Here is a 14,306-nt window from a genome sequence, read left to right on the forward strand (position 1 = left end):
CGAGGGACGCGGGGGCCGGGCGGCCGTGCGCCTCGCGTGCCGCGCCGGCTCAAGGGCGCTGATTCGACGGATGCTCCTGCGCCGGCGGCTTCACGCAGCCGAGCGTGTATTTGAGCGCGGCGGGCAACAGCGCGCTCCACACGTCCCACGTGTGGCCGCCGTCGATGATGCGCAGCGCCGCCGGATTGCCCGCGAGCCGCAGATGCGTGTACAGCAGCGAGGCGTCGGCCTGGATGTCGAGGTCGTCGTCGCCGGATGCGATGAACATCGGCAGGCGATATGCTTGGCTCATGTAGCGGTCCCACTGCGCCGGATAGTTGAGCTCGTGCCACACGCGCGGATCGAACTGGCGCTCGCCGAACACGCCGACCCGCCGTGCCGCCGACGCGCGCGGCGGCTCGTTCGCGTAGATCGCCGGACTGAGCAGCAGCGCGCCGCAAAACATCCCGGGCTGCGTCAGCGCGTAGCGCAGCGCGCCGAAGCCGCCCATCGACACGCCGCCGATCATCCGGCCGCCGCGCTGCGTCGCGACCGCGTAGTGCGTTTCGATCTCGGGCAGCAGATCGTCGAAGAACGCGCTCTCCATCTTTTCCTTGCGGTCGACGTACCAGTCCGTGCCGCCTTGCGGCATCACGATGACGACCGGGGCAATCTCCTTGCGCTCGATCAGCGTGTCCGCGGCGTTCTGCAAATGACCTTGCGTGAGCCAGTCGTTGGCGTCGCCGTTATTGCCGTGCAGCAGGTAGAGCACCGGCAGGCGCGGACCGTCCGCGCGATAGCCGCCCGGCAGGTAGATCGTGTAGTTCCAGTCGCGGCCGAGCGCATCGGAATGGAAGCTGCGGCTCGCGACCGTGCTCGCGAACGCGGGCGCGCCGACGGCGAAGGCAAGCAGTGCGAGGGCGAAACTGAGGAATCGACGCATGTCAGTAGGGAAGGCCGGCGGGCGCGGGACTCGCGCGCGGCCGTCATGCTATCAGCATTGACGCCAGATTTGAGATGGAAAGTGGCGCAGAGAAGGACGGCGCTTTATGCGCGCAAAGTTCTTCGGGCGCCAAGGGGACGTCAAGTGCCCCGAAAATCGCGACGCGTCAGGGACGCGCTCGAAGGGCGCTCGAAACGTTGCCGAAAAGTTCTTCAGCCCGACGTCCGCAGCCGCCCGTCCACGAGCCGCCCGACGACCCGCTTCAGCGGTTCCACGGCCAACGCGACGGCAAACAGCGCGCCGACCGCGGCCGCATCGGCGAGCAGTCCGAGCGGATAGTTCAGGGAACCATCGGTCGCCGCGTAGAGCAGCGAGTCGATCACCAGCGAAATCACCGCGCCGGCAATGAAGCACAGCAAACCCTGACGCCCGATCACGCCGACCCACGGCAGCCGCCGCGCGACCTTCTTCGCCCAGCCGAGCTCGACCAGATTGGCGACGAGCCATGCGATCGCGAGGAAGTTCCCCGCGCGCAGGTAGGACAGGTTCTGCTTGAGGCTCGCGGCAAGTGGCGCATGCAGCACAACGAGCTTGTAGTACGCGGCGCCCACGACCACCGCGAACGCCAGCACGCTGACGAGCCACCCGGATCGATGCGCGCTGGTGCGCTGATACACCGGCTGGCAGCGCGCGAGCACGCCGAGCACGAACATCAGTTGCCACGCGAACGGGTTGAAGTCCCAGTGCATGTCGGGCGCGGCGGGAAGGTACTGGCTGACCGCCGGTGCGCCGGCCCACAGCGCGACGCTGCCGGCGACCAGCAGCCAAGGCTTGCTGCGCGCGAGCGGCAGGATCGCGGGCACCAGCAGCGCGAAGAACGCGTACATCGGCAGCACGGACGCGAGGTACGGCTGGCGGCGTAGCAGCACGATGTCGCGCAGCGCGGCAAGCGGCGTGTCGATCAGGTCGTCGAGATCGGTCGTGGCGAGATTCGGCCCGTCGATGCTGAATGCGGTTAGCACCGCGCTGACCAGCAGCATCAGCCCGGCAGTGACGAGAAACGCGCGATAGATCTCGAACGAGCGGCGCAGGAAGCGGCCGCGCGCGATCGTCTCATTGCGCCGCTCGGCGAGCGTCGCATAGGCGGTGGCGGTCGCGAAGCCGCCGAGGAACACGAATACTTCTGCGGCATCGCACAGCGCGTACGCGTGCAGCGTCACGCGCGACAGAATGCTGCCGCCGATGTGATCGACGACGATGATCAGCAGAACCAGTCCGCGGAAAAAGTCGAGCTCGATCAGGCGGGAAGATGACTTGGCCATTGTTTGCGTCAAAAGCAGCCCCGTGCGACGGCGCGCTGATCCAGCGCGGCGGGCGTCTCACAAGGCTTTTTAATATGGGATTGGGTGCTGCGGCGGTGAGGTGATCCGTGCTGGCGTCGCCTGTGGCCCATCTCGCCACGCTCGACCGGTATCGCAAGGCGGCCGTGTCAGCGGGCTGTGAAGATGACCTTGGCTGTGACGCCGAGTTCCGTTGCATCGCAGCAAGGCGCAGGATTATATTTCTTTTCATGACAATGACGCAGCGAGACGGGCAGCAGCGGCTGCTGTTTACCTGAAGCGACGTTACGAAAAAAGAGGCAGCAACACGCAGTGGAGAATTAGCAACATTCTCGATGCTTGGCGCATCCACTCATGGACGCCCGGACGATGTCATGTGAGGATTTCCGGAAAAGCGCAGCCATTGGAGCAGTCTTCAGAACTGCTGGAAAAGTGACGAGAATAAAGAGCAAAGAGAACAAAGCGGCCGGATCGAGTTGTCCTATCACTCGCGGTGCAGGGAGATCATCATGAACAAGCAAGTGTTCGCGCTGGCTGTCTCCATTGCTGCGTCTGCCGTTCTTGCCGCGCCTGCCGCCGCGCAGACTAGCGTCACGCTGTACGGCGTGATCGACGAAGGCATCAACTACACGAACAATGTCGGCCACGGCCATGTTTATGAACTCGCCAGCGGTCTTGCGCAGGGAAGCCGCTGGGGCCTGAAGGGCTCCGAAGATCTCGGCGGCGGCCTGAAGGCGATCTTCCAGCTCGAGAATGGTTTCGATCTGAATTCCGGGCGGCTCGGGCAGGGCGGCCGCCTGTTCGGCCGGCAGGCTTTCGTCGGACTCAGTTCAGAGGCGTACGGCACGCTGACGTTCGGCCGGCAATACGACTCGGTCGTCGATTATCTCGCGCAGACCACGGCCAACGGCAACTGGGGCGGCGAGCTGTTCTCGCATCCGTACGACAACGACAACACCGACAACACGTTCCGCCTCGATAACACCGTCAAGTACACGACCCCGTCGATCTCGGGCTTCCAGTTCGGCGGCACCTACAGCTTCAGCAACGACACGAACTTCGCCAACAATCGCGCCTACAGCTTCGGCGGCCAGTACACGTATGGCGGGCTGCTGGTCGCGGCCGCCTATCTGCAGGCCGACAATCCGGGCAACGGCTCGAACGGGGCGATCACCGCGAACGACGCCGGCTTCGTCGCGACGCGCCTGCGCGTGTTCGGCGGCGGCATCACCTATACGTTCGGACCGGCGACGGCGGGCTTCGTCTATAGCAACTCGAACTACCTGGAGCCGACCGCAAACGGCTATCTCGGCATCGAGCCGCTGGTGCCGCTCGTGCCCGTCACACCGCCGGGCGTGCTGCTGAATTCGCTCAAGTATCAGAACTTCGAGATCAACGGCAAATATCAGATTTCGCCGGTGCTGTTCGTCGGCGCGCAGTACGTGTACACGATGGAAACCTACGACGCATCGAACGGCGGCGTGAAGCCGCGCATCCATACGTTCGGCCTGATGGCCGACTACAACCTGTCCAAACGCACCGACCTCTATCTGCAGGGCGCCTATCAACAGGTCACCGGCGATTCCACGCTATCGATCCTCGATTTCGCATTCATCCCCGGCACGCAGTCGCCGTCGTCGACGTCGAAGCAGGTCGTCGTGCGCGCGGCGATCCGGCATAAGTTCTAGTTCGCTGCCCTTCAAACGCAGATCGGCCAGCCTTCGGATTTCGAAGGCTGGCTTTTTTGCGCCCTCCGACGCGACGCATGGCTATTCAAGTTCCCCTCGCGCCTGCCGATAAGTCGAATGTCAACAAGTCTGAACGCGCCGCGGCGAAGCGGTGATGTGTGCGTCGTTGGCGTCCCAATACACGTGCGGTCGTAACGCGGAAATACGGCTCGTAACGTCTGTATCAGAGTGTGTGGGGCAGGGCGTTTTTATTAAACGACACTTTAGAATTCCGCGAGAAATTCAATCGGCAAGCAGGCAGGAAATGAGCGCCATACGAGGCGGCTTCGCCGTGCCGTCGGGAAGGCCGCGCGGCCGAAGATCGCGCACCTCGTCCGCGGCATCGGGCTATCCGGCTTGCGCATTCATACAGCAGGAGTCGAACAGGATGAGAAAGCGTTTCGACAGAACGTTATTGGCCAGTCTCGCTGGCGCGTGGGTCGCGCTGGCCGTCAGCGGTTGTGCGAACGTCGGGCAGCCGAATGCGCAGAACGGTGCGGCAACCAGCGCCAACGCGGCGTCCGGCGTGCCGGCGGCGAATGCGACGGGAGCGGCGTCCGGCGACCCGGCGGCAGCCGCGCCGCTGTCGATCGACGCCAGCGATAACGCGCCGCTGAAAAAATCGCCGCCGCTCGTGTATCGGGTCAGGCGCGGCGACACGCTCGCGCGGGTTGCGCAGCATCATCACATCAGCGTCAAGCAGTTGCAGGCATGGAACGGGTTGAAGGTGTCGGCGCGGCTGAAGCCGGGGCAGGTGCTGCACGTTGCGTCGCCGGAAACGGTGCGCGCGGTGAAGGCGGCCAATGCGGCGGCCGCCGCGAAGGCGGCGGCGCAATCCGCAGCGCAGCGTGCGTCACAAGCGACAGCGCAAACGTCGGCGCAAGCTTCGACACAGTCCGCCGCGCCGGCTGCGGATGCCACCGCAGTGCGCGAAGTCACGCAGGAAACCCGCCGGCACGCGAGCAGCGTGACGCTCGCATGGCCTGCCGCGGGCGGCGTCGTCGAAGCGTTCCAGCCCGGCGAAACACGCGGCATCGAAATCGGCGGCAACGCGGGCGATCCAGTGCGAGCCGCCGCCGACGGCAAGGTGATGTACGCGGGCACCGGACTGAACAGCTACGGCAGTCTGATCATCGTCCAGCACAACAAGGATTTTCTGACCGCGTATTCGCACAACCGCAAGCTGATGGTCAAGATGGGCGACATCGTCCGCAAGGGACAGCAGATCGCGGAGATGGGCGACGAGAACAACTCGCGTGTGTCGGTGGGGTTCGAAGTGCGGCGCGACGGCAAGCCGGTCGATCCGCTGCCTTATCTACCGCAGGGGCGCGGCTGAGCTTCCACGTTCCCGCAAAAGCTCACCTTGAATTTATTCAGCTAAACCAGGTAATTTGATCGACCGCGCATTCCGGCGGTCGACGAATCGTTGCAAAAGTACCTTCATGTCAGAGCATTCCGCTCGATCTGCGCAAGAATACCGACGATCAACCATGCGGCCTCGACCCGCAGCCGTTTATGAACGGTGAGGCAATGCAGGAGCCGGCAGGCAGCGCACGCGCCGCCGCCGTGCCTGGTGCGAATCGCCGTTACGTTGTTTGCCCTCCGCGCAGCAGCCGCGATACCTCACCGTGGTAATGCAGGATCGCGGGATCGGCCTGCAAGAGCGGCAGATAACGCGGCAGGAAGTGATTGTGCGGTTGATCGGGCGAGAACAGGCCGACCACGGCCTCGGCGGTCGCGAGACGGTCGCCGGCCTCGGCTTCCGCGTCGTCGAGAACTTCGTCGACGCTCGCGATCACCGTCGACAGCGGCGTCAGCCAACGAAACCCCGAGCCGTTGATCAGCACCTGCAGGAATGCCGCCGGCGTTACCGGGCCGAACTCCTTTTCGTACGCGGCGCGTTCGTGATCGAGAATCGCCTTGTGCAGCGCAAGCAATGGTCGGCGAATGTCCGTGAGGAATTGAGTGCATTGCGGGTCGTTCATCGGCGGCTCCAGCGGCTGAGGTGATTCGACGGAATCGTGCGTCGCAACACCACGCAGTGCGATGCAGCGGGTCGCGCGATCACGCTAACGGATCGATCCGTCGATGGTAACGCATCGCTCCAGCCCACACATGCGATCCACCGCGCACAGCATGCGATGTGCCGCCTGACACCGCCAAAGCGAACTTCTTTCGACACGACTACAATCGGCCGGTTTTCTTGCGACACCCGCCCGCTCACAGGCCGCATTTCATGGCTTATTAGCGCGACACGCCGAACAAAACCGGTGCATGTCAGCGGTCTGGTGCGGTGTCGCGATCTAAACCGCGTGACCACAACAACGTCCCCACCCGGAGCCGCTCATGACAACGCTCAATATCAACGGCGAAACCCATACCGTCGATGCCCCGCCCGACATGCCCCTGCTGTGGGTGCTGCGTGATCTCGTCGGGCTGACCGGCACCAAGTTCGGCTGCGGCATCGCGCAATGCGGCGCATGCACCGTGCATCTCGATGGCGTCGCGGTGCGCTCGTGCGTGTTCCCGGCGGCGGCGGTCGGCGACCGCAAGATCGTCACGATCGAAGCGCTCGGCGCCACGCCCACGGGCCAGAAAGTGCAGCAGGCCTGGCGTGAGCTCGACGTCGTGCAATGCGGCTACTGTCAGTCGGGGCAGGTGATGTCGGCGGCGTCGCTGCTCGCGCGCAATCCCAATCCGAGCGACGCCGACATCGACGCCGCGATGGCGGGCAACATCTGCCGCTGCGGAACCTATCACCGCGTGCGCGCGGCGATCAAGCACGCCGCGAAGGGGGCCTGACATGTCCCAGGGATTGCTCGATGCGCAGAACGGCGCGCAGCCGGCTGACACCGACACGCGGCATGCGCGCGGCATCTCGCGGCGCGGCTTCCTCAAATTCGGCGTGACGGTCGGCGCCGCGGCCGGCGGCGGTCTGCTGCTCGGCTTCAGCATGCCGGCCGCGAGCCAGGATCAGAAGGCGGGCAAGAGCGTGATCGGCGGCGATGCGAACGAGGCGCCGCAAAACGGCGTGTTCGCGCCGAACGCGTTCATCCAGATCGACAACGCTGGCAAGGTCACGCTCGTGATACCGAAGGTCGAGATGGGTCAGGGCGTCTATACGTCGATTCCGATGCTGATCGCCGAGGAACTCGAAGTACCGCTCGGCACGGTCACGCTCGATCATGCGCCGCCCAACGAAAAGCTCTTCATGGACCCGCTGCTCGGCGGCCAGTTGACCGGCGGCTCGACGTCGATCCGCTTCGCGTGGGAGCCGATGCGCCGCGCGGGCGCGACTGCGCGCGTGATGCTGATCAACGCGGCCGCGCAGCAGTGGCAGGTCGATCCGGCGAGTTGCCATGCGCAGGCCGGTCAGGTGATCCACCCGGCCAGTAATCGCAGCGCGAGCTATGGTCAGCTCGCGCAGGCCGCCTCCGCGCTGCCCGCGCCGCAGAACGTGCCGTTGAAAGACCCGAAGGACTTCAAGCTGATCGGCACGCCGGCGAAGCGTCTCGATTCGCCGGAGAAAGTCGACGGTACCGCGCAGTTCGGCCTCGACGTGCGCTTGCCTGAGATGGTTTACGCGGCGATCGCGAACTGTCCGGTGTTCGGCGGCACGCTCGCGAGCGTCGACGATACACATGCGAAGACGATCCCCGGCGTGCGCGAGGTCATCAAGCTCGACAACGCGGTCGCGGTGATCGGCGCTCACACGTGGGCCGCGAAGCGCGGCCTGCAGGCGCTCGACATCAAGTGGAACGAGGGCGCGGGCGCGCAGGTATCGATGAAGCGCATCGTCGACGATCTCGCGGCGGCCTCGCAACATGGCGGCGCGGTGGCGCGCAAGGACGGCGACGTCGGCCGCGCGTTCGGCGATGCGAAGTCGCGCGTCGACGCGGTCTACCAGCAGCCGTTCCTCGCGCACGCGACGATGGAGCCGGTCAACGCCACGGTCCACGTGCGCGGCGACGCCTGCGAAATCTGGCTCGGCTCGCAGGTGCCGACGCGTGTCGTCGATGCGGCGGTCGCGGTCACGGGCTTGCCCGCCGACAAGATCATCGTGCACAACCATCTGATCGGCGGCGGCTTCGGACGGCGGCTCGAAACCGACATGGTCACGCAGGCCGTGAAGGTCGGCAAACAGGTGTCGACGCCGGTCAAGGTGCTGTGGACGCGCGAGGAGGACATCCAGCACGACATGTACCGACCGTACTACTACGACACGATCTCCGCCGGGCTCGACGCGAACGGCAAACCGATCGCGTGGCAGCATCGCATCGCCGGGTCGTCGATCATGGCGCGCTTCGCGCCGCCCGCGTTCAAGAACGGGCTCGACCCCGACGCGGTGGAGGTCGCCGCCGATCTGCCGTACGACCTGCCGAACCAGCTGGTCGACTACGTGCGCGTGGAACCGCACGCGGTGCCCACCGCGTTCTGGCGCGGCGTCGGGCCGACGCGCGGCACGTTCGTCGTCGAGAGTTTCATCGATGAACTCGCCGCGCACGCGAAGATCGATCCGGTGCAGTACCGGCGCGATCTGCTCGGCAAATCGCCGCGCGCGTTGAACGTACTCAACCTGGCCGCGCAAGCGGGCAACTGGGGCAGCGCGCTGCCCAAGGGGCAAGGGCGCGGCATCTCGGTGATGCACGCGTTCGGCAGCTTCTTCGCGATCGTCGTCGAGGTCGCGCTCGAGCAGGGCGAAGTGACGGTCAAGCGCGTCAACTGCGCGGTCGATTGCGGGATGTTCGTCAACCCGAACACGATCGAAGCGCAGGTGCAGGGCGGCATCATCTTCGGCATCACGGCGGCGCTTTATAGCGAGATCACGATCAAGGACGGTCGCGTCGAGCAGAACAACTTCACCGACTACCGGATGCTGCGCATCAACCAGACGCCGCCGATCGACGTGCATATCGTGAAGAGCGGCGAGGCGCCCGGCGGCATCGGCGAACCCGGCACCGCGGCGCTCGCGCCCGCGCTGACCAACGCGATCTATGCGGCCACCGGCACGCGGCTGCGGCAATTGCCGGTTGGCCGCCAACTGCACAACGCCTGACGCGAAAGGAGCCCGACATGAAAAAAATGCTGAAGGGTCTTGGCGCGGCGCTATGCGTCGCATTGCCGTTTATCGCCCAGGCGCCTGCTGATGCCGCAACTGCGTCAGCCACCGGCGCAGCCGATCAAACGCTCGTGCAACGCGGCGCTTACCTCGCTCAACTCGGCGATTGCGCCGCTTGCCACACCGCGCCGAAAGGCAAGCCGTTCGCCGGCGGCCTGCCGATGAACACGCCGATGGGCCGCATCTACGTGACCAATATCACGCCCGACGCACGGACCGGCATCGGCGGTTACACGGAAGCCGACTTCGCGCGGGCGCTGCGTGAGGGCGTCGCGAAAGACGGCCACAACCTGTATCCGGCGATGCCGTATCCGTCCTACGCGAAGGTCGACGACGACGACGTGAAGGCGCTGTACGCGTTCTTCATGCACGGCGTCGCGCCAGTGCAGCAGGCGAATCGCGAGTCCGACATCAAGTGGCCGTTGAACATGCGCTGGCCGCTGATGTTCTGGAACATGGCGTTTCTCGAGAAGGGTGCGTATCGCGACAAGCCGGGCAAGGACGTCGCGTGGAATCGCGGCGCGTATCTGGTGCAAGGGCTCGGACATTGCGGGTCGTGTCACACGCCGCGCGGTGTTGCGTTCCAGGAAAGTGCGCTCGACGAAAGCGGCAGCGCATTCCTGAGCGGCGCGCTGCTCGACGGCTGGTTCGCGTCGAACCTCACGGGCGAGCACAACACCGGGCTCGGCCGCTGGAGCGACGAGGATCTGCGCACGTTCCTGAAGACCGGCGCGAATCGCCATGCATCGGCGTTCGGCGCGATGACGAGCGTGATCAACAACAGCACGCAAGCGATGAGCGATCAGGACGTCGCGGCAGTCTCGACGTATCTGAAGTCGCTGCCGCCGGTCGGCGGCACCGGCGCGGCGGCCTATACGTACGATCCGCAGGCGACGAAGGTGTCGCTCGATCGCCCCGCGAACGATGCCGGCGCACGCGTCTATACGGCGTATTGCATGCATTGCCACGGCGTCGACGGGCACGGCTTCGCGCCGATGCTCGCGCCTCTCGCCGGCAATCCGAACGTGCTCGCGAAGGACGCGTCGTCGCTGATCAACGTCACGTTGAACGGCACCGGCGATCTCGTGATCGACGGCGTGCCGTCGCCGTTTCCGATGCCCGGCTTCGCCGCGGTGCTCGACGATCAGCAGATCGCCGATGTGCTGAGCTTCGTGCGGGCTGGCTGGAACAACGGCGCGCCGGCGGTCGGTGCGGCGGAGGTGGCGAAGTTGCGGCAGTCGACGCAGGCGGGGCGTTGATCGGTCGCTAAGTGCGGCGCAGAAGCGCGCTTGCCGACCTCGCGCCGTTTCAGGTTGTGGGCCAACCGACGGCAGCTATCATAGTGGGGCGGCCACACCGTGCCTTCGTCGATGGACTCGCCGTCGGCCAATGCCGACATTTGCACCACGACCGATACAGGCGCATTGGTCCTATGGGAGTCCCCGTCGTGTTCGAACGGCTCTCGGAATTGGCCACGACCTTCGTCCGCCGTGCGGCGTCGAAGTCTCTGCGCGAAGCTCATGGACTTCCGACATGACCCTATCCAGTCAAGCCCGAAACGTGTCGGTCACTCCGTCGGCTTCTCGCCTGTCGACGCTCAGTCACATACAGATCGCGTCGCTGTGGTTTGCGCTCTTTACCCAATGGATGACGGTCGTTCCGGTGCTCGTGCCGGCACAGGTCGCCGAGATGCTCGGACGCGATACCGCGTTGAAGGAAGGCGTGGCCGGCTCCGTCATTGCGTCCGGCGCATTCATTGCGATGATCGTGGCGCCACTGGCCGGCGCGCTTTCGGATCGCTGCTCTGCAAAACATGGACGTCGGCGACCGTTTCTCGTCACCGGCGTGTTCGGCATTGCGGTTGCACTGGTATGGCTTGCTTCATTCAACGGCGGGGGCAGCGTGGGGATGTATACACTCGCGTTCCTGCATCTCCAGTTCTGGTGGAACTGGGCGGCGGGGCCGTACGCCGGGCTGGTGCCCGATGTCGTGCCAAAACAGGAAACCAACCGCGCGAGCGCGTGGCTCAACGTGATGACCGTGCTCGGCACGATCACTGGCAACGTGGTGCTCGTTGCCCTCTATTCTCCGGGCCACCTGTATCCTACGGTTGCCGCGTTCATTGCGATCATGTTGCTCTGCCTTTGGCTGACGATTCGCGGCTCGCGCGAGCCGACACCTGTCAGATCCCGAGAACGGTTCGAGCTCGTCACGTTCATGCGCTCGTTCTATCTCGACCCACGCCTGCACCGAAACTTTTACTGGGTGCTGGTAACCCGTCTGTTCGGCAACATGGGAATCTGGTCGATCTTCGCCTTCATGTTGTACTACCTGCAGGACGTGATCGGCATTCGTCATCCGACCAGTCTCCTGAATGGGCTGCTTGGCGTCGGCGTGGTGCTAGCGATCCCGGCCAGCCTGCTGGGCGCACGGCTCGCCGACCGGCACGGCGTCGTTCCCGTTGTCCGCCTGACCAGCTGGATCATGGCCGGAGCTGCGATTGGCTTTGTCCTGCTGGCGTTGCATCCAAACCTGTTGCTGGTGATCACAGTCGGGCTGGTTTTCTGCGCCGCTTACGGAACCTATCAAGCCGTCGACTGGGCACTCGCGCTGCAAGTGTTGCCCGACGATGCGTCCAGCGGCAAGGACATGGGCATCTGGCAAGTGTCGATGGTGCTACCGCAGATCCTCGGCCCTGCCGCGACCGGGTGGATGCTGTCATGGGTCAAGGCGTTTGCCGGTGCCGGACCCGCCTATGTCGTCGCGTTCGTCGTCGCAGCAGGGTGGTTCGTGCTCGCGGCGTGGTTCGTCTCGCGCATCAAGATTGCTTCCCGGCAGCACGTATCCGTGACTTGAACTACAGAGCGCGAATCACCTCACCGATGCTGTCCCACCTTCTGCCGCTTTTCGAGCACGCGAGCATACCAGGTCAGCGGAAAACACATCGCGAAGTAGATCATCGCGACCATGCCGTAGATCGGAAACGGCCGGAACGCGGCATTCGTGATCATCGTGCCGGTCTTCGTCAGTTCGGCGAAGCCGATGATCGACGCGAGCGCGGTGCTCTTGACCACCTGCACGAGAAAACCGACACTCGGCGCGACCGCGATCTTCAGCGCCTGCGGCCACACGATGTAGCGCAACTGCTGGCCGAACGTCATGCCGAGGCTCGCACCCGCGGCCCACTGACCGCGCGGCACCGCTTCGACGCAGCCGCGCCAGATGTCGACCAGATACGCGCTCGTATAGAGCGTCAGCGTGACGGTCGCGGCGGCCCACGGCGACACGTCGATGCCGATGAGCGGCAAGCCGAAGAAGGCGAGAAAAAGCTGCATCAAGAGCGGCGTGCCCTGAAACACCTCGACGTACAGCACGACGATGCGGCGCAGCCACGCGATCGGCGACACGCGCATCGCGAGCAGCACGAGCCCGACGATCCCGCCGCCGACGAACGCGATCAGCGACAGCAGCACGGTCCAGCGCGCGGCGAGCAGCAGGTTGCGGGCGATGTCCCACAGCGTGAATTCGACCATGATCAGCGCTCCGTCGGCAGGGTGCGCGCGCCGCGCCACATCAGGCGACTGCGCCAGTTGCGCGGCAAGCCGTCGTTGCCGCTACTACTGCGGTTGTTACCTCGCGCCGCGCGGCCCGCGAACAGCCCGCGGCCGAAGCGGTTCAACAGCTGCCGCAACACGATCGACATCAGCAGATAGGCAGCCGTGATGATCACGTAGCTCTCGAACGAGCGGAAGTTGCGAGACTGGATGAAGTTCGCCGCATAGGTCAGGTCGGGCACCGAGATCTGCGACACGACGGCCGAGCCGAGCATCACGATCAGCACCTGGCCGAGCAGCGCGGGAAACACGTTGGCGAGCGCCTGCGGCAGCACGACGTAGCGGAACACCTGGCGCCCATGCAGGCCGAGCGCCTGGGCGGCCTGCACCTGGCCGCGCGAAATCGAATCGATGCCGGCGCGCACGATCTCGATCGCGTACGCGCCGAGATTGACGGTCATCGCAAGAATCGCGGCCTGTATCTCGTCGATATGAATGCCGAGGCTCGGCAGGCCGAAAAACACGAAGAACAACTGCACCAGAAACGGCGTGTTGCGGATCAGCTCGACGTAGCTCGCGACCAGCCAGCGCGCCCACTTCGGCCCGGCCGCCGCGATGCTCGCGCCGGCGATCCCCACCATCCCGCCCGCCAGGGTCGACACGGCCGTGAGGCCGAGCGTCACGGCGGCGCCGCGCGCGAGCATCCCCGCATAGAGGCCGAAGCCGCTGAAATCGAACGCGTAAGTCATGGCCTCGTGCCCATCGTAGGATCAGATCGCGGCGCGGCCTTCACGGCGCCACGCCACAGGTTTCAAAAATCGGCCGGCAGCGGCGCGCGCAGCCACTTCTGCGAAATCGCGTTCATCGTGCCGTCCTTGCGGGCCTTGGCAATCGTTTCGTCGACCTTCGCCTTCAGGCGCGGCTCGTTCTTGTTCAGACCGACGTGATCGGGCGAGCTGAACAGCGCGAACTTCTGCTCCGGATCGTTCGCCGGATGCCGCGCGAGAATCGTCGCGCCGACGTCGTTGCCGACCACCATCAACTGTACCTGACCAGAAAGAAACGCCGAAATAGCGCCGTTCGGATCGTCGAAACGTTTGATGTTCGCCGACGGCGGGGCGATCTTCGTCACGCTCAGGTCTTCGAGCGTGCCGCGCGCGACCGAGATCGACTTGCCGCCGAGGTCGGCGGCGGTCTTCACCGGCAGCGACTTCGGGCCGAACACCGCGAGGTAGTACGGCGCGTAGGGTTGCGAGAAGTCGATCACTTTTTCGCGCTCGGGCGTCTGGCCGACCGACAGCAACATGTCGGCCTTGTGGTCGGCGAGAAAGGCCATGCGGTTGTCGCCGGTGACCGGCACCAGTTCGACCTTCGCGTTGAGCGCCTTGCCGATCAGATTGGCGACGTCGATGTCGTAGCCGACCGGTTTCATGTCCGGACCGATCGAGCCGAACGGCGGATAGTCCTCGAATACGCCGATGCGCACGGTGCCCGACTTCGCGATGTCGTCGAGCGCGTCGGCATGCGCGGCCGACGGCAGTGCGCACAGCGCGCCGAGCGCGGTCATCGCGAGCGTCGCGGCGAGCGTCGCGAACACGCGGCGGGTCGATTGGAGAGCGGGGCGCTGGTTCATGATGGGTTCCT

At 65.1% G+C, this 14,306-nt stretch carries 13 protein-coding genes; 7 read left to right on the plus strand and 6 right to left on the minus strand.

The window, feature by feature from the left end:
* Positions 1 to 49: 49 nt before the first annotated feature.
* The gene (locus tag HDG34_RS34190) at positions 50 to 922 is read right to left on the minus strand and encodes an alpha/beta hydrolase family protein (RefSeq protein WP_184067185.1); all 873 of its coding nucleotides are present in this window, start codon (positions 920 to 922) and stop codon (positions 50 to 52) included.
* A 212-nt stretch (positions 923 to 1,134) separates the two neighbouring features.
* Positions 1,135 to 2,244 (minus strand): OpgC domain-containing protein, encoded by a 1,110-nt coding sequence (locus HDG34_RS34195; RefSeq protein WP_184067190.1) that lies wholly within the window; start codon positions 2,242 to 2,244, stop codon positions 1,135 to 1,137.
* Positions 2,245 to 2,455: 211 nt separating this feature from the next.
* On the opposite strand from HDG34_RS34195, the gene HDG34_RS34200 reads away from it, so the two are divergent.
* The 3 genes from HDG34_RS34200 to HDG34_RS34210 all read left to right on the plus strand — a co-directional run bounded on the left by HDG34_RS34200 (position 2,456) and on the right by HDG34_RS34210 (position 5,325).
* Positions 2,456 to 2,698 carry a hypothetical protein gene (locus HDG34_RS34200; RefSeq protein WP_143037192.1) on the plus strand — a complete coding sequence of 81 codons (243 nt, stop codon included), beginning with the start codon at positions 2,456 to 2,458 and terminating at the stop codon, positions 2,696 to 2,698.
* Between the two features lie 73 nt (positions 2,699 to 2,771).
* Complete coding sequence (locus tag HDG34_RS34205; RefSeq protein ID WP_184067193.1) at positions 2,772 to 3,950, plus strand: porin; 1,179 nt, start codon at positions 2,772 to 2,774, stop codon at positions 3,948 to 3,950.
* 427 nt (positions 3,951 to 4,377) lie between these two features.
* Positions 4,378 to 5,325 carry a peptidoglycan DD-metalloendopeptidase family protein gene (locus HDG34_RS34210; protein ID WP_184067196.1) on the plus strand — a complete coding sequence of 316 codons (948 nt, stop codon included), beginning with the start codon at positions 4,378 to 4,380 and terminating at the stop codon, positions 5,323 to 5,325.
* Between the two features lie 250 nt (positions 5,326 to 5,575).
* Here HDG34_RS34210 and HDG34_RS34215 read toward each other — a convergent pair whose 3' ends face one another.
* Entirely contained in the window at positions 5,576 to 5,974 is a 399-nt protein-coding gene (locus tag HDG34_RS34215) for a hypothetical protein (protein WP_184034018.1), read from the minus strand.
* Between the two features lie 361 nt (positions 5,975 to 6,335).
* On the opposite strand from HDG34_RS34215, the gene HDG34_RS34220 reads away from it, so the two are divergent.
* The 4 genes from HDG34_RS34220 to HDG34_RS34235 all read left to right on the plus strand — a co-directional run bounded on the left by HDG34_RS34220 (position 6,336) and on the right by HDG34_RS34235 (position 11,964).
* Positions 6,336 to 6,791 carry a (2Fe-2S)-binding protein gene (locus HDG34_RS34220; RefSeq protein WP_018420878.1) on the plus strand — a complete coding sequence of 152 codons (456 nt, stop codon included), beginning with the start codon at positions 6,336 to 6,338 and terminating at the stop codon, positions 6,789 to 6,791.
* A 1-nt stretch (position 6,792) separates the two neighbouring features.
* On the plus strand, positions 6,793 to 9,045 hold the full coding sequence (locus tag HDG34_RS34225) for a xanthine dehydrogenase family protein molybdopterin-binding subunit (protein WP_184067199.1): 2,253 nt from the start codon (positions 6,793 to 6,795) through the stop codon (positions 9,043 to 9,045).
* A gap of 17 nt (positions 9,046 to 9,062) precedes the next feature.
* Positions 9,063 to 10,367: a cytochrome c gene (locus tag HDG34_RS34230; RefSeq protein WP_184067202.1), complete on the plus strand. Its 1,305-nt coding sequence runs from the start codon at positions 9,063 to 9,065 to the stop codon at positions 10,365 to 10,367.
* A 274-nt stretch (positions 10,368 to 10,641) separates the two neighbouring features.
* Entirely contained in the window at positions 10,642 to 11,964 is a 1,323-nt protein-coding gene (locus tag HDG34_RS34235) for an MFS transporter (RefSeq protein ID WP_184067246.1), read from the plus strand.
* 20 nt (positions 11,965 to 11,984) lie between these two features.
* Here HDG34_RS34235 and HDG34_RS34240 read toward each other — a convergent pair whose 3' ends face one another.
* The 3 genes from HDG34_RS34240 to HDG34_RS34250 all read right to left on the minus strand — a co-directional run bounded on the left by HDG34_RS34240 (position 11,985) and on the right by HDG34_RS34250 (position 14,295).
* Positions 11,985 to 12,641 (minus strand): amino acid ABC transporter permease, encoded by a 657-nt coding sequence (locus tag HDG34_RS34240; RefSeq protein ID WP_184034006.1) that lies wholly within the window; start codon positions 12,639 to 12,641, stop codon positions 11,985 to 11,987.
* A gap of 2 nt (positions 12,642 to 12,643) precedes the next feature.
* Positions 12,644 to 13,411 (minus strand): amino acid ABC transporter permease, encoded by a 768-nt coding sequence (locus HDG34_RS34245; protein WP_184067205.1) that lies wholly within the window; start codon positions 13,409 to 13,411, stop codon positions 12,644 to 12,646.
* Between the two features lie 62 nt (positions 13,412 to 13,473).
* Positions 13,474 to 14,295: a transporter substrate-binding domain-containing protein gene (locus tag HDG34_RS34250; protein ID WP_090805986.1), complete on the minus strand. Its 822-nt coding sequence runs from the start codon at positions 14,293 to 14,295 to the stop codon at positions 13,474 to 13,476.
* Positions 14,296 to 14,306 lie beyond the last annotated feature (11 nt).

This window comes from Paraburkholderia sp. HC6.4b, from assembly GCF_014200875.1.
In the GTDB taxonomy this organism is placed as follows: Bacteria; Pseudomonadota; Gammaproteobacteria; order Burkholderiales; family Burkholderiaceae; genus Paraburkholderia; species Paraburkholderia tuberum.

Bases quoted from the DNA above. Each gene is read 5' to 3' on its own strand.
- HDG34_RS34230 (WP_184067202.1), top strand. From the start codon at position 9,063: ATGAAAAAAATGCTGAAGGGTCTTGGCGCGGCGCTATGCGTCGCATTG.
- HDG34_RS34205 (WP_184067193.1), top strand. From the start codon at position 2,772: ATGAACAAGCAAGTGTTCGCGCTGGCTGTCTCCATTGCTGCGTCTGCC.
- HDG34_RS34210 (WP_184067196.1), top strand. From the start codon at position 4,378: ATGAGAAAGCGTTTCGACAGAACGTTATTGGCCAGTCTCGCTGGCGCG.
- HDG34_RS34225 (WP_184067199.1), top strand. From the start codon at position 6,793: ATGTCCCAGGGATTGCTCGATGCGCAGAACGGCGCGCAGCCGGCTGAC.
- HDG34_RS34235 (WP_184067246.1), top strand. From the start codon at position 10,642: ATGACCCTATCCAGTCAAGCCCGAAACGTGTCGGTCACTCCGTCGGCT.
- HDG34_RS34240 (WP_184034006.1), bottom strand. From the start codon at position 12,641: ATGGTCGAATTCACGCTGTGGGACATCGCCCGCAACCTGCTGCTCGCC.
- HDG34_RS34190 (WP_184067185.1), bottom strand. From the start codon at position 922: ATGCGTCGATTCCTCAGTTTCGCCCTCGCACTGCTTGCCTTCGCCGTC.
- HDG34_RS34195 (WP_184067190.1), bottom strand. From the start codon at position 2,244: ATGGCCAAGTCATCTTCCCGCCTGATCGAGCTCGACTTTTTCCGCGGA.
- HDG34_RS34245 (WP_184067205.1), bottom strand. From the start codon at position 13,411: ATGACTTACGCGTTCGATTTCAGCGGCTTCGGCCTCTATGCGGGGATG.
- HDG34_RS34250 (WP_090805986.1), bottom strand. From the start codon at position 14,295: ATGAACCAGCGCCCCGCTCTCCAATCGACCCGCCGCGTGTTCGCGACG.
- HDG34_RS34220 (WP_018420878.1), top strand. From the start codon at position 6,336: ATGACAACGCTCAATATCAACGGCGAAACCCATACCGTCGATGCCCCG.
- HDG34_RS34215 (WP_184034018.1), bottom strand. From the start codon at position 5,974: ATGAACGACCCGCAATGCACTCAATTCCTCACGGACATTCGCCGACCA.